Origin of the sequence: Halorubrum xinjiangense, assembly GCF_900102375.1 — an archaeon.
Lineage (GTDB): Archaea > Halobacteriota > Halobacteria > Halobacteriales > Haloferacaceae > Halorubrum > Halorubrum xinjiangense.
Genome location: NZ_FNBO01000001.1, coordinates 74,760 through 92,608 on the forward strand (window position 1 = coordinate 74,760; position 17,849 = coordinate 92,608).

14 protein-coding genes are annotated in these 17,849 nt (G+C 69.3%); 5 read left to right on the forward strand and 9 right to left on the reverse strand.

What is annotated here, in order from left to right; translation table 11 throughout:
• Positions 1-28: 28 nt before the first annotated feature.
• Positions 29-442 (reverse strand): DUF7548 family protein, encoded by a 414-nt coding sequence (locus F3H13_RS00335; RefSeq protein WP_149797091.1) that lies wholly within the window; start codon positions 440-442, stop codon positions 29-31.
• Between the two features lie 148 nt (positions 443-590).
• Between F3H13_RS00335 and F3H13_RS00340 the strand changes: the two genes are divergently transcribed.
• Positions 591-1,049 carry a hypothetical protein gene (locus F3H13_RS00340; RefSeq protein ID WP_149797092.1) on the forward strand — a complete coding sequence of 153 codons (459 nt, stop codon included), beginning with the start codon at positions 591-593 and terminating at the stop codon, positions 1,047-1,049.
• 40 nt (positions 1,050-1,089) lie between these two features.
• Here F3H13_RS00340 and F3H13_RS00345 read toward each other — a convergent pair whose 3' ends face one another.
• Together F3H13_RS00345 and F3H13_RS00350 are read right to left on the reverse strand one after the other, a co-directional pair.
• Complete coding sequence (locus F3H13_RS00345) at positions 1,090-2,115, reverse strand: aldo/keto reductase (protein WP_149797093.1); 1,026 nt, start codon at positions 2,113-2,115, stop codon at positions 1,090-1,092.
• Positions 2,116-2,200: 85 nt separating this feature from the next.
• On the reverse strand, positions 2,201-2,845 hold the full coding sequence (locus F3H13_RS00350; RefSeq protein ID WP_149797094.1) for an FAD-dependent oxidoreductase: 645 nt from the start codon (positions 2,843-2,845) through the stop codon (positions 2,201-2,203).
• Between the two features lie 348 nt (positions 2,846-3,193).
• Here F3H13_RS00350 and F3H13_RS00355 point away from each other — a divergent pair, with 348 nt between their 5' ends.
• The 3 genes from F3H13_RS00355 to F3H13_RS00365 all read left to right on the forward strand — a co-directional run bounded on the left by F3H13_RS00355 (position 3,194) and on the right by F3H13_RS00365 (position 7,182).
• A complete protein-coding gene (locus tag F3H13_RS00355) occupies positions 3,194-4,951 on the forward strand; it encodes a 2-oxoacid:acceptor oxidoreductase subunit alpha (protein WP_149797095.1) in 1,758 nt (585 codons plus the stop codon).
• Between the two features lie 3 nt (positions 4,952-4,954).
• The gene (locus F3H13_RS00360; protein ID WP_149797096.1) at positions 4,955-5,818 is read left to right on the forward strand and encodes a 2-oxoacid:ferredoxin oxidoreductase subunit beta; all 864 of its coding nucleotides are present in this window, start codon (positions 4,955-4,957) and stop codon (positions 5,816-5,818) included.
• Positions 5,819-5,946: 128 nt separating this feature from the next.
• The gene (locus F3H13_RS00365; RefSeq protein ID WP_149797097.1) at positions 5,947-7,182 is read left to right on the forward strand and encodes a digeranylgeranylglycerophospholipid reductase; all 1,236 of its coding nucleotides are present in this window, start codon (positions 5,947-5,949) and stop codon (positions 7,180-7,182) included.
• Between the two features lie 104 nt (positions 7,183-7,286).
• Here F3H13_RS00365 and citZ read toward each other — a convergent pair whose 3' ends face one another.
• The 6 genes from citZ to alaS form a co-directional block, all read right to left on the reverse strand.
• Positions 7,287-8,429 carry a citrate synthase gene (gene citZ, locus F3H13_RS00370; protein WP_149797098.1) on the reverse strand — a complete coding sequence of 381 codons (1,143 nt, stop codon included), beginning with the start codon at positions 8,427-8,429 and terminating at the stop codon, positions 7,287-7,289.
• A 146-nt stretch (positions 8,430-8,575) separates the two neighbouring features.
• Positions 8,576-10,465, reverse strand: a complete 1,890-nt coding sequence (locus tag F3H13_RS00375; protein ID WP_149797099.1) for a PINc/VapC family ATPase — start codon at positions 10,463-10,465, stop codon at positions 8,576-8,578.
• 48 nt (positions 10,466-10,513) lie between these two features.
• Positions 10,514-11,044, reverse strand: coding sequence for a DUF2062 domain-containing protein (locus F3H13_RS00380; protein ID WP_149797100.1), 531 nt, complete (start codon positions 11,042-11,044; stop codon positions 10,514-10,516).
• Positions 11,045-11,118: 74 nt separating this feature from the next.
• On the reverse strand, positions 11,119-11,841 hold the full coding sequence (locus F3H13_RS00385; RefSeq protein ID WP_149797101.1) for a type 1 glutamine amidotransferase: 723 nt from the start codon (positions 11,839-11,841) through the stop codon (positions 11,119-11,121).
• 152 nt (positions 11,842-11,993) lie between these two features.
• Entirely contained in the window at positions 11,994-12,800 is an 807-nt protein-coding gene (locus tag F3H13_RS00390) for an alpha/beta fold hydrolase (protein WP_149797102.1), read from the reverse strand.
• A gap of 17 nt (positions 12,801-12,817) precedes the next feature.
• Positions 12,818-15,598, reverse strand: coding sequence for an alanine--tRNA ligase (gene alaS / locus F3H13_RS00395; RefSeq protein ID WP_149797103.1), 2,781 nt, complete (start codon positions 15,596-15,598; stop codon positions 12,818-12,820).
• A 234-nt stretch (positions 15,599-15,832) separates the two neighbouring features.
• Between alaS and F3H13_RS00400 the strand changes: the two genes are divergently transcribed.
• Positions 15,833-17,797 carry a PAS domain-containing sensor histidine kinase gene (locus F3H13_RS00400; RefSeq protein ID WP_149797104.1) on the forward strand — a complete coding sequence of 655 codons (1,965 nt, stop codon included), beginning with the start codon at positions 15,833-15,835 and terminating at the stop codon, positions 17,795-17,797.
• The last annotated feature ends 52 nt before the right edge of the window (positions 17,798-17,849 follow it).

The following is a 17,849-nucleotide window of genomic DNA, read 5'->3' on the forward strand; positions in this document are numbered from 1 at the left end:
CGGCCGCAACGGATCGCGGACGGCGCAGCTACGTCAACACCGCCCGAGCGTGCACCGCTGCGGCGAGCGGCACGGGGACCGACAGCGCGACGACGGCGCGCGCGTGCCACACGAGCCAGAGGTGGTCGCGGAACACCGGGCTCGGCTCGACCGCCAGCGCCCACGTCGCCGCGCTCGCGGTCGTCGCCAGTCCGAGGACGACCGCCACGCCCGCGAGCGTCCCGGGGTCGACGTTCCCCCGCTCGACGGAGGCGATGACGACCGCGGAGAGCAGCGCGAACAACGCGATCCCGGTCCAGCCGACGACCCCGGAGGCGTAGTACGCAGCCAGCTGGTCCGCGTACTCCGGCCCCGAGACGACCGCGTACGGGGCGACGAGCGCGACGACGGTGGCGACGGCGGCGGCGATCCCGACGCGGCGCGAGACGGCGCGGAGGTCCATACCCGCCCTCGGGACGGAACCGCGGTAAAAGGACCGGATCGGGCGCGGCAGGCGAACGAGCGCGCGCACAAACCAGACGCCGGACCTGACCGGACCGGGCGCGACCCGCTCCCGTAGCGTTTTGCCCCGTCGGCGCCCACTTCGTGGCATGTCACTCGACGTCGACCCGCCGGAGCCGCCCGAACTCGCCGCCGTCGATCCCAACGAGTACGAGGACGCCGAGGTCGCGGGCGGGGAGTACCGCCGCGACGAACTCGAGGCGTTCCTCCGCGAGGGCGCGTGGGAGGAGGCGTTCGGCGAGTGGGCCGCCGGCAGCGACATGGACGAAGAGGACTGGGAGATCGCGCTCGACCTCGAATTAGTCTCCCGGTTCGACTTCTTCTGGGACGACTTCGCCGACCGCGTCGGCTACCACGCGCCCGGGCTCCCCGAGGACTGGAAGGAGCGGGACCTCCACCCCGACCTCGACTCGTGGGGGACCGTCTCCGCGATCAACGCCGGGCTCACGGAGCTGGGACAGATCGTCTGCGAGACACTCAAGGAGGAGTACATCGACTGGGAGGCCGACTTCGACGCGCCGGACGACCTGCCCGACTTCGAGACGTAGCGGGGCGGCGGAGGCGGCCCCGCCCGGTTTTATGCCCCGCTCAGTGTCCCCAGAGGTTCCCGTCCGGGTCGTAGCGCGCGTCCATGATCCGGTCCCACTGCTCGTCGGAGAGGTCGAGGTCGGCCGCCGCGACGTTCTCGTCGAGCTGGTCGACCGTCCGGGCGCCGACGATGGGGACGCAGGTGAACTCGTCCCACTCGGTGAGCCACGCGAGCGCGACCTGCGCGGGCGTCGCGTCCAGCTCGCCGGCGACCTCGCGGACCGCGTCGAGCACCTTCCAGCCGCGTTCGGAGAGGTAGAAGCGCTCGAACCGGTCGTCGAAGCTCGCGCGCGACCCGTCGGGCGCGATCACCTTCTCGGGATCGTCCGGGTCCGCGCGCTCGTACTTCCCGGTGAGGAACCCGCCCGCGAGCGGGGAGTACGGACAGACGGCCAGATCCTGGTCGATACAGACGTCGAGGTACTCCTTGACGTCCTCGTAGTAGCCCGCGTGGTGGAGCGGCTGGACCACGTCGAAGCTCGCGTAATCGTTGACGTCGGCGGTCCACTGCGCCTTCGTCAGCCGCCACGCCGCCATCGTCGACGCGCCGAGGTGGTGGACCTTCCCCTCGGCGACCAGCTCGTCGAGCGCGCGCATCGTCTCCTCGATGGGAGTCTCCTCGTCCCAGCGGTGGATGTAGTACACGTCGAGGTAGTCGGTGTCGAGCCGGTCGAGGGTCCCCTCAATCTGCGCGCGGATGTGCTTCCGACCGAGCCCCGAGTCGTTGGGGCCGGGCTCGCCGCGCCCGTCGAACGGGAAGTACACCTTCGAGGCGATGACGTAGTCCTCGCGGTCGCGGTCCGCGAGCCACTCGCCGATGTACTCCTCGCTCGTTCCGTGCGGCGACCCGTACACGTTGGCCGTGTCGATGAAGTTGATCCCCTGGTCCGCGGCCGCGTCGAGGAGCTCGTGCGACTCCTCGCGGCCCGTCTCTACGACGCCGTTCGTCTCGCGCCCGAACCGCCACGTGCCGAAGCAGAGCTCCGAGACGCTGAGCCCCGTGTCGCCGAGTCGTCGGTAGTCCATACCCGCTCATCTCGGGGGCGACACGTAAAGCGTGGTGGCACCGGCGGGCGAGGCCGCGGAGCAAAGTCGGCCGCCTGAAAAGCCGCTACCCGAAGTTCTCGACCTTCGCGGCGTCCGCGTCGCCGCCGGCCGCGTCGACCGCGGCCTCGGCGTCTCCGACGAGGTCGGCGAAGCCGTAGACGAAGATCGTCTCGCATTCCCCGCCAGTGAGGACATCGGCGACGGCGTCGGTCAAGGAGTCGTCCGCGTCGAGGAGCCGAACGTCGGCGCCACGCTCGCGGAGGGCGTCGATCCGGTCGGCGTGGGCGACGTCGTCGTCGCGGTAGACGACCGCGGCCTCGGCACCCTCGTCGAGCGCGCGCTCCGCGATGGCGACCGCGGGGCCGACCCCGGGGCCGCCCGCGATCACGACCGCGCGGGCCTCGCCGGCGTAGTGCTGGTCACCAAACGGCCCCGAGAGCGTCATCTCGGTGCCGGCCTCGGCGCCCGAGAGGAACGCCGAGAAGTCGCCGCCCTCCTCGGGGTCGATGCCGACCGTGACCTCGAACGTCTCGCCGACGCGGGGCGACGAGAGGGTGTAGAAGCGCGCGACCGACTCGCCGTCTATCTCGGTGCCGAGCTTCACGAACTGTCCGGGTTCGGCCGCGAACCCCTCGGGCGCGCGGAAGCGGAGCGCGTACGTGTCGGGGCCGACCGACTCGATCGACTCGACCGTCGCTGTCGTGTCCATACCACGGATCGGCGAGGGAGACACAAACGCCTTCCTGTCGGCGGCGGTCCTGCCCGTGTCGAAACGGGTACGCACGGTGCGCTCTGACCCGCCGGACGGCTTTCGACGCCGCGTTCCGGTGGCCCGTTCGCGACCGAGAGTGTTCGACGGTCGTCGAAAACCGGTCCGACGCGAAGGGTCGATCGTGAGGAATGCGGTGGATGTATGTTCAGTTCTATGCGCTCTCTGACCGAATAGACCGCTTAGAGCCGACAATATTCGCGAGAACAAACACGTTCGTCCAGAAACACCTCGGTGGCTCCTTCCAGAAGCCTTTTGATGAGTCCGCCAGAACCTTGCGCATAGCACATGGCCGCGGATTTCAACTGGGCTGTCGGCGGAGAAGCCGGCGACGGCATCGACTCGACGGGGAAGATCTTCGCACAGGCGCTTTCCCGCGCGGGTCGACACGTGTTCACGTCGAAGGACTTCGCATCGCGGATCCGAGGCGGCTACACCGCCTACAAGGTGCGGACCTCCGTCGACAAGGTACAGAGCGTCGTTGACCGGCTCGACGTGCTCATCGCGTTGACTCCTCGGACGATAGAGGAGAACCTCGACGAGCTCCACGAGGGGTCGGTGATCATCTACGACGGCGAGCGGACCACGATGCAAGACGTCGAGATCCCCGAGGGGATGATCGGTCTCGACGTGCCCCTGAAGAGCCTCGCGGAGGAGGCAGGCGGCGCCATCATGCGGAACGTCGTCGCGCTCGGCGCGGCCTGCGAGGTGGCCGAGTTCCCCATCGAGAACCTCGACTCCGCGCTCGAGAAGCGATTCAAGGACAAGGGACAGAAGCTCGTCGACAACAACAAGGAGGCGGCCCGCGCGGGCCAGTCGTACGTCGCCGACGAGTACGTCCACGAGTTCGACTACGACTTAGAGACCACCGACGAGGACTACGTCCTCCTCAACGGCGACGAGGCGATCGGGATGGGCGCCATCGCGGCCGGCTGCCGCTTCTACGCGGGCTACCCGATCACGCCCGCGACCGACGTGATGACGTACCTCACCGGCCGCATCGATCGGTACGGCGGCCACGTCGTCCAGGCGGAAGACGAGCTGTCCGCGATCAACATGGCGCTGGGCGCGGCCCGCGGCGGCGCCCGCGCGATGACGGCGACCTCCGGGCCGGGGATCGACCTGATGACCGAGACGTTCGGGCTGATCGCCACCTCGGAGACGCCGCTCGTCATCTGTAACGTGATGCGCTCGGGCCCCTCGACGGGGATGCCGACGAAACAGGAGCAGGGCGACTTAAACCAGATGCTGTACGGCGGCCACGGCGAGGTCCCCCGGTTCGTCCTCGCGCCGACGACCATCGACGAATGCTTCTGGAAGACCGTCGAGGCGTTCAACCTCGCCGAGAAGTACCAGCTCCCCGTCTACCTCACCGCGGACCTCTCGATGGCGGTCACCGAGCAGACGTTCTCCCCGGAGACGTTCGACATGGACGAGGTGGAGATCGACCGCGGCAACGTCGTCGACGAGACGACGATCGACGACCACATGAGCGAGTCCGGCGGCTTCCAGCCCCACGAGATCACCGACGACGGGGTCTCGCCCCGAGCGTTCCCCGGCACGGCCGACGGCGCGCACATGTCCACCGGCCTCGAACACGACGAGCAGGGCCGCCGGACGGAGGACACGGAAATGCGCGTCGCGCAGGTCGACAAGCGCAACCGGAAGGTGGAGACGGCCCGCGAGCGCGAAGACTGGAGCCCGCGCGAGTTCGGCGACGCGGACGCCGACGACCTCGTTATCACGTGGGGGTCGAACGAGGGTGCGCTCGCCGAGGCGGTCGAGATCCTCGACGACGAGGGGCAGAACGTGCGGGTCCTCTCGGTCCCGTACATCTTCCCGCGGCCGGACCTGTCGGCGGACGTCGAAGCCGCCGAGACGACAGTCGTCGTCGAATGTAACGAACAGGGGCAGTTCGCGGACCTCGTCGAGCACGACGTGCTCGAGCGAGTCGACCGCGTGAACAAGTACAACGGCGTGCGATACAAGGCCGACGAACTCGCAGCGGAGATCAAGTCGACCCTCGAAGCGGGGGTGGAGGCGTAACCAATGAGCTCAGAGATCCGATTCACCGACTTCAAGTCCGACAAGCAGCCGACGTGGTGCCCGGGGTGCGGCGACTTCGGTACGATGAACGGCATGATGAAGGCGCTCGCGGAGACGGGCAACGACCCCGACAACACCTTCGTCGTCGCCGGTATCGGCTGTTCCGGCAAGATCGGCACGTACATGCACAGCTACGCGCTCCACGGCGTTCACGGGCGCGCGCTCCCCGTCGGCACCGGCGTCAAGATGGCCCGGCCCGACATCGAAGTGATGGTCGCCGGCGGCGACGGCGACGGCTACTCCATCGGCGCGGGCCACTTCGTCCACGCCGTCCGGCGCAACGTCGACATGACGTACGTCGTGATGGACAACCGCATCTACGGGCTGACGAAGGGGCAGGCGTCGCCCACCTCCCGCGAGGACTTCGAGACGTCGACGAGCCCGGAGGGGCCGAAACAGCCCCCGGTGAACCCGCACGCGCTGGCGCTCGCCTCGGGCGCGACGTTCATCGCGCAGTCGTTCTCCTCGGACGCGCTCCGCCACCAAGAGATCATTCAGGAGGCCATCGAGCACGACGGGTTCGGCTTCGTGAACGTCTACTCCCCGTGTGTCACGTTCAACGACGTCGACACGTACGACTACTTCCGCGACTCGCTGGTCGACCTCAAGGAGGCGGACCACGACCCGACCGACCGCGAGGCGGCGAAAGACGTCATCCTCGACAACGAGAAGGAACACCAGGGCGTCATCTACAAAGACGAGTCGTCGGTGCCGTACCACGAGCAGCACGGCGTCGACGAGGACATGTCGGTCATCCCGGACGGCGCCCCCGAGGGCGCGACCGACCTCGTCCGCGAGTTCTACTGAGACCGCCGCACGAGGCGGGTAGAATTCCGACCTCTCGTAACGGCCAAAACCGGCCGAACGAGGGCGTTCGCACGGATTTTTCGTCGGGTTTCAGCAAGCCTAATTAGGTGGGTCCGCAACTGGCGTGTATGGTTGATCGCTACGACGTCGCTATCGCCGGGGCGGGTCCGGCGGGCGCGCAGTGCGCTCGCGACCTGGCGACGCGCGACTACGACGTCGTCGTCTTAGAGACGGAGTCTGAAGACGAGTTCCCGCGGCAGAGCAACAAGTCGACGGCCGGCACGTTCCCGTCGATGATGTCCTCGTTCGGAATCCCCGACGACGTCGTGATGTCGTACACCGACGACGTCGTGTTGGAGTCGCCAAACGAGTACTACGAGAGCTACCAGCCGGGGGCGGTGTTGGAGTTCGCCGACTTCAAGCGGTTCCTCGTGGAGGACGGCCGCGAGAACGGCGCCGAATACCGCTTCGACGCGCGGGTCTCGCGGCCTGTCCTCGACGACGACGGCGTCATCGAGGGCGTGCGGTACAACGGCGACGAGGAGGTGTACGCGGACGTCGTGATCGACGCCACCGGGCCCGCCGCGCCGCTCGCGAGCGCGCTCGACGTCGTCGACCTCGAACGCGAGAACCAGGCGATCGGCATCGAGTACGAGATGGAGGGCGTCGAGATGAACCACCCCCAGTACGCGGACCTCCGGCGCGCGATGATGCTCCGACTCGACCACAACATCGCGCCCGGCGGCTACTCGTGGATCTTCGCCACCGGCGAGGACACCGCGAAGGTCGGGATCTGTTACATCCAGAACGACCGGCACCGCGAGTTCGCCGAGGCGGGCAAGACCGTCGACGGCTACCTCGACGACTGGATCGACCGCGACCCCCGGTTCGCCGACGCCGAGCAGATCGACGAGACGGTCCACCGCGGCTCCGCGCACATCCAGCGCCCAGGGCAGATGCACACGGACAGCTTCATCGCCATCGGCGACACCGTGCCGAGCATCGACCCGCTGTGGGGCGAGGGGATCCACAAGGGAATGAAGTCCGCCCGCGCCGCCGCGGCGACTGTCGACCGCTGTCTTACCGACTCGGAGCGGCGCATCGACGCGGAGAGCCTCGCGGTGTACGAGACGCTGTGGCACCGGGACGTGGCGCCGCGCGCGGCGTCGCGGCTGGCGCTCACGGAGCTGCTGTACCTCGCACCCAACGAGCGGTACGACAGGCTGATGCGGGACCTTCAGCGGACCGACGACGACATCTTAGCGAAGGCGAACCGCGGCGAAAAGGCCGGAATGGCCCGGCTGCTCCACCTCGACGACGTTCCGCTGCTCGCGAAGTACGCCCGCGAGCGGTTCGATATCTGAGACGGCGGAGCCGGATCGGCGAGAGGACCCGACGGCTGTCGCGCCGCTCGCGTACCGAAACGGGTTGCGTAAAAAAGAGAACCGGAGCGCGTCGCGTGCGGTCGCTATCGCTCGTCGAGGGGAACGAACGCGGCGTCCTCGGGCCCGGTGTACCGGGCGCGCGGGCGGATGAGGCGGTTGTCCTCCTGGTACTCGGCGACGTGGGCGATCCAGCCGCCGACGCGGCTCATCGCGAAGATGGGCGTGTACATGTCGACCGGGATGCCGAGCGAGTCGTAGACGGAGCCGGAGTAGAAGTCGACGTTCGGCGCGATCCCCTTCTCGACGAGCCCTTGGTCGGTGAGGTACTCCTCGATGGCGGTGGTGTAGTCGAGCCACTTTGTGTCGCCGGACGACTCCGCGAGGTCGCGGAGCTTTTCCTCTAAGATGTTCGCGCGGGGGTCTTTCACCTTGTAGACCCGGTGGCCGAACCCGGGGATGCGTCCGCCGTCGTCTCGCGTGTCTTTCACCCACTGAACCGGGTCCTTCGAGGAGTCGTCGATGTCGTGGAGCACCTCCATCACGTCTTGGTTGGCGCCACCGTGGAGGGAGCCGGAGAGCGCACCGATACCGCCCGTGACGCTGGAGTAGACGTCCGCCATCGTCGAGCCGATCACCATCGCGGTGAACGTAGAGGCGTTGAGTCCGTGGTCGGCGTGGAGGGTGAGCGCCATGTCGAACGTCTCCTCGCTCACGGCGTCCGGCTCGGTCCCGGTGAGCATATAGAGGAAGTTCCCGGCGTGCGAGAGGTCGGGGTCGGGGGCGACCGGCTCCTCGCCCTGCCGGACGCGCTCGAACGCGGCGAGGACCGTCGGGATCTTCGCCGTGATCCGGCGGCCCTGACGGAGTGTGGCCCCATCGTCGTCGCCCTCGTTGTCGGGGTCGTACGCGGACAGCATCGACGTCGCGGTCCGGAGCGCGGCCATCGGCCGCTCGCCGGCGTCGGCGAGCGCGCGGACCGTCTCGATGACGCCGTCGTTCACCTCGCGCTCCGCCGCGAGGTCGGCGACGAACGAGTCGAGCTCCGCGGCGGTGGGGAGTGAGCCGTGCCACAGCAGGTACAGCACCTCCTCGTAGCTCGCGCCGCGCGCGAGGTCCTCGATGTCGTACCCGCGATACACGAGCTTCCCGACCTCGCCGTCGACGTAGCTCAGATCCGACTCCGCGACGAGGACGCCCTCGAGCCCGCGTTTTAACTCATCGGCCATACCACGTCGTTCCGACCAACGGCAAAAAAGCGTTATCTTTCAGGAGGAATACGGTACGTCGATCGTGGTACTCCGCCGCGTCGGACGACGACGTGACAGGGTTCGGAAACGTCACAGCGGGAGAACGGGAGACCCGAAACGCCGGCTCAGCGGGCCGGGACGACCGTCACCGTCCGGTTCCGGTCGATCGCGTCTTCCAGCTCCTCGGCGATGGCGGAGCCGCGGGAGACCTGCACTTCGCCGCCGCGGCCGACGGTGGCGGTGAAGAGGTACTCGCCGTCGGCGCGCACCTCGACCGTCTCGCCGACCCCGTCGTCGACGTCGATGACGACGTGTCGAGAGGTGATCTCCGGCGCGACCACCGTCCCGCGCTCGGCGCCGACCTGACCGTCGCCGCGGCCGTTCTCGCCGGCGCCGCCCGAGGCGCTCGACCCCGACCCGCCGGGCTTCTCGTCGTGCGTTCGGACGTCGATGTCGATCCCGAGTCGGCTCTCGATGTCGGCGATACGACCGCCGCCTTTCCCGATCACGGTGCCGATGTCCCCCTCGGTGACGTAGACGACCGCCTCGTCGTCGCCGTTGAGCTCCACGTCGACGTGCCCGTGGGCGACCGAGCGGATCTCGCGTTCGATCTCCTTTTTCGCGATGCGGCCGACGCCGGACTCGCTTTCGGCCTCGCCGCCATTCTCGTCGAGCGGAACCGTGACGACCTGCCGGTTGAACGTGTAGATCTCGTACTCCGGGCGCCCGGTCTCGAAGTTCGACACCTGTATGACCGGGCGGGCGAGGTCCTCGGCGGTGAGCCCGGCGGGGACCTTCACCTCGGTGGTCACGTCGTAGACGGTGTGGACCTCGCCGGCCTCGATGTAGACGACGGTGTCGACGATCTGCGGGATCATCCCGAGCTCGACCCGGCCGACGAGCCGCTGGAGCGCGTCGATCGCGCGGGAGGCGTGAACGACGCCGACCATCCCGACGCCGGCCATCCGCATGTCCGAGAACACCTCGAAGTCGTTCGTCTTCCGCACCTCGTCGTAGACCGTGTAGTCGGGCCGGACGAGGAGGAGGGAGTCGGCGGTGTTCTCCATCTCGCCGCCGAGCGCGCCGTACTGCGTGATCTCCGGGCCCACTTGGAGGTCCCGCGGCTTCTCCATCGTCTTCACCGCGTAATCGCTGTCGTTTAAGAACTCCGCGACCGCCTGCGCGAACGTCGACTTCCCGGCGCCGGGCGACCCCGAGATGAGCACGCCGCGCTTCCGCTCCGTGAACCGGTCGCGAAGCTCGTCTGCGAACTCGTAGTCGTCGAGGGTCGTCTTCGCTATCGGTCTGACCGCGGTGATTTCGATGCCGTCGGCGAACGGGGGCCGCGCCACCGCGATCCGGTAGTCCCGGAACTGGACGATGTCCATCCCGTCGTCCGACAGCTCGATGAACCCCTCGCTCGACTGGCGAGCGAGGTCCACGATCGAGTTGGCCCACTCGCGCATCTGTGCCTCGTCGCTCGGCTCCTCGGCGATCTCGACGTAGCGCATCTCGCCGAGCGTCCCGCGCTTCGCCTTCGGGACGGTGTCCGTCTTGAGGTGGACGGACATCGTCTCCTCGGTGAAGAAGTCGCGGATCGGGAGGTCGTCGACGACGCCGCGGGCGACCGGTTCGACGTACTCGACGTCGAGCCCCTTCGCGCGGGCGACCTCGGCTTGGACCACGTCGCTGGAGAGCAGCGTCGCGTCGTGGTCGGCGGCGAGGTCGCGGATCAGCGCGTCCACGTCGCCCTCGTGGGCGTTCGAGCGGGCGTCGCCGCTCGCGCGCTCGCCGACGTACCGCAGTTCGATCGTCCCGTCGTCGGCATAGTCGGCGAGCCGCTTGAGCTCGCTCAGCCCGTCCCAGCCCGATTCGAGCCCGTCGTTCGCCTGCGACTCCAGTTCGCCGACGACCGCCTCCGGGACGAACACGGTGACCGACTCGTAGGCCCCGTCGGCGACGCGTTCGGACACGCGGCCGTCGACGACCGCGCTCGTGTCCGGTACTACGTTCATACCGAGGATCGGTCCGGGAGGCGTATAAGGGTGTTCGACCGGGGGCGCTCACCGGGACGAGTCGCCGTCGCGGCTCGCGTCCCCGTCGTCGACGGTGACCGGGACCGCGTCGGCGACGGTCGCGGCGAGCGACGTCTCGCGGATCGCGTGCGCGCTCACCAGCCGGTGACAGACGACGTAGCTGGCGCCGGCGGCCGCGAGCGCGAGGATCAGGTTCCCGACGAGGAGCCGAGCGACGATTCCGGGGCCCGCCGCGAGCGACACGGTCGCTGGCGTGGCGCCCGGAACGGGGCCGAGAATCGCGGTCCCGAGCGCGAAGCTCGCGCCGTACACGCCCCACTTCACCGCGGGATTGAACACGATAACCGACGCGAACATCGCGATCCGGTTGACGCGCTCGGAGAGCCACGCGAGCGCGACGAACGCGAGCAGCCCCGTTCCGAGCGTTGGGAGCATCGTAATGAACACGCCGACGGAGAAGCTGCCGGCGGTCTCGCGGGACGTGTGTTCCTCGGTAAACGACCGCCTGACCGCAGCCGCGGCGCGACCGAAGGCGGCCTCGGCGCGGCGGCGTATCATCGTCTGACGTACGGGAAAGCGGCGAATATAGCTGTCGGCCCCCAAAACCGTTCGTCGCCCGCGGCCGACTCCGTTCAGTCGTCCGCGGCGACCGCCTCTGCCTCCGACTCGTCGCCCGCCAGCCGCTCGGCGTAGGCGGTGAAGTTCTCGAACAGCGCCTTCGCCTCGCAGGCGGCGTCGTACGCCTCGGGAGTGATCGATTCGAGGACGCCGTCCACGCGGGCGTCGCCGATCCGGTCCCGCTTGCCGTCCGTCACCTCGCGGGCCGTCTCGATGTCGTACTCGGGGTGGAACTGGACGCCCCAGCAGTGCCCGTCGCGGAACGCGTGGACGCCCCGGTCGTTCTCGGCGAGCAGCGTCGCGGACGGCGGGAGCTCGACGACCGCGTCGCCGTGAGTCGTGAAGGCGGTAAAGGAGTCGCCGATCCCCTCGAACAGCGGGTCGTCACGGATTCGGCGGATCTCGTTGTAGCCGATCTCGAAGCCATCCATGCCGGCGACGCGGCCCCCCAGCGCCTCCGCGAGCACCTGATGGCCGTAACAGACGCCGAGGACCGGGACGCCGGCCTCGGCCGCCTCGGCGACGTAGTCGACGAGCGGCGGGATCCACGCCTCGTCCCAGTAGACCGAAGAGCGCGACCCCGTCACCACGACGCCGTCGAACTCGGCGTGGTCGGGGAGGTCCCCGGCGGTGGCGTCGAACTCGACGAGGTCCGCGTCGATCTCTCGACGGAAGTTTCGCCGGGTGCTCTCGCCGTCGTGAGCGGCGTTAAGCAGGGCGAACCGGAGCCGTGTCATTAACCCTACTGAGGGCGACGAACGCAAAACGGTTGCGACACGGATCCGCAATCGGCGTCGTGAGATAAGTCCGGCTTACTCGGAGGCGCGACCGGATAACCCGGAGACCGAGTCGACGACGTAACGTCGAATTACTCGGCGGGCGTGACGGGCTACTCGGAGAACGGGTCGGCTCCGTGCTCCGCGAGCCAGCCGACGAGCAGGTCGTTGACCGCGGCCGACGCCTCGACCCCGACGAGGTGCCGGGCGCCCTCGATCGAGTGGAACTCGCCGCGCGGGAGGCCCTCAGCGAGCGTCTCGCCGGCCGTCACCGGACAGACGGTGTCGTCGCTCCCGTGGACGACGAGCGCCGGCGTCGTGACCTCGAAGAGGTCGTCCGCCAGATGGAATCCTTCGACCGCGGCGCGGTGCGCCTCGTACGTCTCGCGGTCGGCGTCCTCCGCGAGGCGCCACTCCGCGATCCGCGAGAGCACGTCTGGGTGCGCCTCGCGGAAGTCGGGCGACAGCAGGCCGGAGAGCGAGCCCTCGACCGCGGCCGGGTCGGCCGGGTCGGCCCAGACGCCGTCGGGGTTGTACGCGTCGCCCGCGGGGGGCGTTCCCACCACGGCGACGCTCGCCGGCCGCGAGGTGGTCAGCGCGGCGGTAAGGGCGACCATACCGCCGAGTCCGTAGCCGACGAGGTGGGCGTTCCGGATCCCCTCGGCCGCGCAGACCGCGTCGAGGTCGGCCGCGAGCGACTCGACCCGGTAGGGACCGGGCGGGGCATCCGACCGACCGATCCCGCGCGTCTCCGGCGTGATAACCGTGTGCGGCCCCGCCAGCGCGGCGTGCTGCCAGCCGAACTGCCAGGCGCCGAGGCCGACGTCGCCGCAGAAGACGACCGCCTCGTCGGGGTCGCCCGCGTCCGGGGCGTCGACCTCGTACCGGACCTCGACGCCGGCGTTGGTCGCGTAGGGCATGGTAGGTCGCGGGAGCTTCAGGCCTCCAGAAGGCTCCGGAGGACGTCCGGCGCCGCGTCGAGCGCGTCGTCGAGCGCGTCCGCGTCCGGGCCGCCGCCCTGCGCGAAGTCCGGCGGCCCGCCACCGCCGCCGCCCACGCGGCCGGCAAGCTCGGAGACAACCTGCCCGGCGTTCACGTCGACGCCGTCGGGGACGCCGACGACGAAGCTCGCTGAGCCGCCGGCGCCGCTACCGATCACCGCGACCCTCCCGTCGTCGACGTGGGCGTTGGCGGTCGCGCGCAGTTCGTCGGCGTCGCCGTCGAGCCGCTGGATCACCGCGGTCGTGCCGGCGACCTCGACCTCCTCGGCGTCGGCGCCGCCGGAGGCGCGCGCGGCCGCCAGCTCCTCTTTCAGCGACTCGATCTCTTTGCCCCGCGCCTTCCACTCCTCGAAGAAGCGCTCGGCGGTTTCGGGCACGTCGGGCGGGTCGACGTCCAAGGCGTCGGCCGCGTCGTACAGCGCGTCCTCCGTGCGCTGGGTCGCCTCGACCGCCGCGGCGCCGGCCGCGAACACGAGGCGCTCGACGCCGTCTTGAACCGGCTCCGTCTTCAGCACCTTCACGGCGCCGATCTCGCCGGTCCGGTCGACGTGGGTCCCCGCGCAGGCCTGTACGTCGGCGTCGCCGACGTGGATCAGGCGGACGTTCGTTCCCGGCGGGACGCCGCCCTGGTACAGGTCGAAGCCGTGTTCCGCCTCCGCTTCGTTGCGATCGGGCCACTCCTGACGGACGGGCACGTCGTCGCGGACGAGTTCGTTGGCGACGCGCTCGATGGCCTTCACGTCCTCGCGGGTGATGCGCTCGAAGTGGCGGACGTCGAGCCGCGCGGAGTCGGTCCCCTTCTGGGCGCCAGCCTGTCGGACGTGGTCGCCAAGGACCTCGCGGGCGGCGTGGCCGATCAGGTGGGTCGCGGTGTGGTGCGCGCGGAGCCGCTCGCGGCGGTCGCCGTCGACCTGCCCCTTTACGAACTCGCCTTTCCCGGGGTCCGCGTCCGTGCGGTGGAGGACGACGCCGTCGCGCTCCTGGACGTCGGTGACGTCGACGGTGGTCTCGCCGACCGTGAGCTGGCCCCGGTCGGCCGGCTGCCCGCCGCCCTCGGGGTAGAACATCGTCTGGTCCAACACGACGTCGTACCCCTCCTCGGCGTCGATCACGTCGAGGACGACCGCCTCGAACTCCGTGCGCCCCTGGTCGTCGTAGAACAGCTTCTCCGTCTCGGGAAGGTCGGCCAGCCGCTCGTCGCGCTCGTCGGCCGTCGCCGCGGCGTCTTCCTCCTCGTGGCGGTCGGCGACGAGCGCGTAGAAGTCGTCGGGCACGTCGACGGCCGCGCCGCGCTCGTCGGCGATGTCGGCGACCATGTCGGGCTGGATCCCGTGGGAGTCGTACAGCTCGAGCAGCTCCTCGGTCGGGATCGGCTCGCCGGTGCCGGCGTACTCGTCGGCGAGCTGTTCGACCTTGCGGGCGCCGCGCTCCAGCGTCCGCTCGTACTTCCGCTCCTCGCTGCGGACGATCTCGCGGATCGTGTCGCGGTTCTCGTAGCCGAGCCGATCGGCTTGCATGTCGACGAGCTCGTCGAGGGGCGCGTCGACGCCCACCTCGTCGACGAGCCGCTTCATCCGCCGTAACACCATCCGGGCGAGGTAGCCCGTGCCGACGTTCGAGGGAACGATCTCGTCGCCGAACATGTACGCGAGCGTCCGCGAGTGGTCGGCGATCGCGTAGATCGACTCCAGGGGTTCGACCAGCTCTCGCAGCCGGTCGACGTCGACGTCGAGCCGGTCTGCGATCTCCCCGCGGGCGGCCTCGACGTCGTCGACGTCGTCGATGTCGAGCCGGCCGGAGAGCTTCGCGGCGCGGTGGACGAGCTCGCGTTCCGCCTCCGTGTGCTCGATGCCGGCGTTGTCCTTCAGGAAGTCGATGGCGTCGGGGTAGACGGCCTCGTACACCGTCGCGGTCCCCTGGCTCATCCACGTCCACCGCTCTAACCCGTACCCGGTGTCGACGATGTACGTGTCCATGAACGAGTACGTGTTCCCGTCTTTCATCTCGTAGTCGCCGTCCGGGTCCTGCTCCATACACATGAAGACGAGCGTCGCCAGCTCGGCGCCCTTGTAAATGACCTCGATGGCGGGGCCGGCGTTGCCGCCGCCGACCCACGGGTCCTCGATGTAGGTGATCTCCTCCAGATCCGCGCCGAGGCTCTCGAACAGCTCGTCGCAGTACCGGACCGTTTCGTCTTTCCAGTACACCTCGCCGTGGTAGGCGTACTCGCCCTCGTCGACCGCCTCGCGCGTGTTGAACGCGTGGTGGGCCATCATCTCGAACGCCATCGTGTGCCGGCCGGTCTTGCCGACGTTGTCGATGTCCTGCATCCGGATACAGGGCTGTGAGATGGTGAGGGGGTTCGCCGGCGGCGGCGTCTGTCCCGAGGTGACGAGCGGCTGGAAGTCGTAGATGGACGCCTGCGTCAGGAGGACGTCGTCGCGCCACCGGTTCGCGGCGACCGGGTACGGGTCGATCCGCTCGTGGCCGTGGTCTTCGAAGAAGGAGAGGAACGCCTCGCGCATCTCCGACAGCGAGTGGGCCTCCGGAAAGCCCGGGTCGTCGATGAAGCTGTAGTCCTCACAGGGCGGCTCGCCGCACAGGTCTCGCCCCGCGTCGCGGGTCCAGAAGTGCGCGCCGCAGGAGGGACACTCCTTGCGCTCGAACCCCTCCTCCTCGAAGTAGTCGAGACGGTACTCCGCTTCGAGATCGCTCATTACACGAACGTGGCCCGTGTTGCTCCAAAAGGGTTCCGGGGTCGCTTTCGTCCGCGACGGCACCGCTCGGCGCCGCGAGACGGGCTCGACGGGGGACTTCCGGAGTGAGCGGCGACCGACGGGTCTCGCATGCGGCCGGAAACGGCGACGATCGGGCGGAAAACGGCGAAATATCCGCGTTTCGGCGGTCGGTACGAAGATTTATGCTCTCGGCGTGGCCTTTCACGAACAATTGTGACTTCTGCGCTGGGCGAGTGCGTGCGTGTCCTCGTGCTCGACGACGACCTCGAACTCGCCCGCGACCTCGGGACTCACCTCGACGCCGAGCGCCGCGACGCCGGCGAGGACGGGGCGGTCGAGACGCACGCCGCCGCTCCGGACGGCGTCGGCCAGGAGCGTCTCGTCGAGGCCGACGTGACGGTCATCGTCGACGAGGCGGGGCTCGACCGGGTTCGGTCGGTCGAGCGCGTCGGCGCCGTCGTCGCGTACGTCGACGACCCGACGGGCCGGACCGCGACCGACCCGATCGTGGACGCGGTCGCGGGCTCGCCCGCGTCGCTCTCGGAGACGGTGTCGTGGCTGCTCGCCAGAGATCGACGGTCCGTCGTCCGGTCGAAACCCACGCTGACCCCGTCGAGGATCGAACAGCTCAACGCCGGGATGACGGAGCTCGCCGCCGTCAGGTCGGTCGACGAGGCGTATCGGGCCGCCATCGCGGTCGCAGGTCAGGTGTTTCCGGCGTATCAGGCCGTCGTCGCCGTCCGGGACGGCGAGTGGGTCGAGCCCGTGGTCGCCTCCAGCGGGACGCCCGTCGACGACTGTAACCGCGTCCGCGTCGGCACCGGCGTGGCCGGCAGGACCGTCCAGACCGGCGACGTCTCCATCGCGCCGAACCCGAACCCCGACAGCCAGTTCGAAACACTGCTCACCGTGCCGGTGGGCGACGACGTCGTCTTCCAGCTCGCGGCGGACGAGACCGATGACGACGCCGAGTTCGACGACGCCGACCGCCGGCTGGCGGAGCTGCTCGCGTCGCACCTCGAAGAGAGCCTCGACCGGATCGCGGTCACGGAGACGCTGCGGAGCGAGCGCGACAAGCTGCTCGCGCTGTTCACGAACGTCCCCGACCCCGCCATCGCCTACGACTACGTCGACGGCGAGCCGATCGTCCGGCAGGTGAACGACGCGTTCGAGGAGACGTTCGGCTTCGACGCCGAGACCGTCCTCGGCGAGTCCGTCGACGACTACATCGTTCCCCCTGGCGCTGAGCCGGAGGCAGACGACCTCAACGAGCGGTTACAGCGCGGCGAAAACGTCCGCCGGGAGGTGACGCGGACGACGGCCGACGGACCGCGACACTTCATCCTCCACGTCATCCCGATCCGGCTCGACGCCGCGAACGCGGCCGGCTACGCAATCTACACCGACGTCACCGACCGGCGCGAGCGCGAGGAGACGCTCCGTCGACAGAACGAGCGGCTCGACGAGTTCGCGTCCATCGTCTCCCACGACCTCCGGAACCCGCTGTCGGTCGCGGAGGGGTACGTCGACCTCGCCCGCGAGACGGGCGAGGCGGACTCCCTCGAGAAGGCCGCGGACGCCATCGATCGGATGGACGAGCTCGTCGGCGACCTGCTGTCGCTGGCCAGAGAGGGCCGGTCGGTGGGAGAGACCGAACCCGTCTCGCTGTCCGAGGTCGCCCGAGAGGCGTGGGAGAGCGTCGACACCGCCAACGCGACGCTGACCGTCGAGTCCGACGCGACCCTCGACGCCAACCGGACGCGGCTCCGCGAGCTGTTCGAGAACGTCTTCCGGAACAGTGTGGAACACGGTTCCACGAGCAGTCGGGCAGAGCCCGACGACAGCGTCGAGCACGGCTCGACGGGCAGCCGGACGGAGTCCGGCGACAGCGTGGAGCACGAACGCGACTCGCCCGACGAACCGCTCAGGGTCCGCGTGGGGGCGGGGACGCTTCGCGACGACGACGGGGAGCCCGTGTCGGGGTTCTACGTCGAGGACGACGGGGTCGGGCTCCCGGAGGAGGCCGACCGGGTGTTCGAGAGCGGCTTCACGACCGACGAGTCGGGCACGGGGCTCGGGCTCGCCATCAGCGAGCGCATCGCCGAGGCGCACGGCTGGACCGCCCACGCGCTCGCCGGCGCGGACGGCGGGGCCCGCTTCGAGTTCCGGACCGGTTGAGCGACCGTCGGACGCGCGCCGGTCCGAAACGACCTTACGCCGCGCGCGAAGG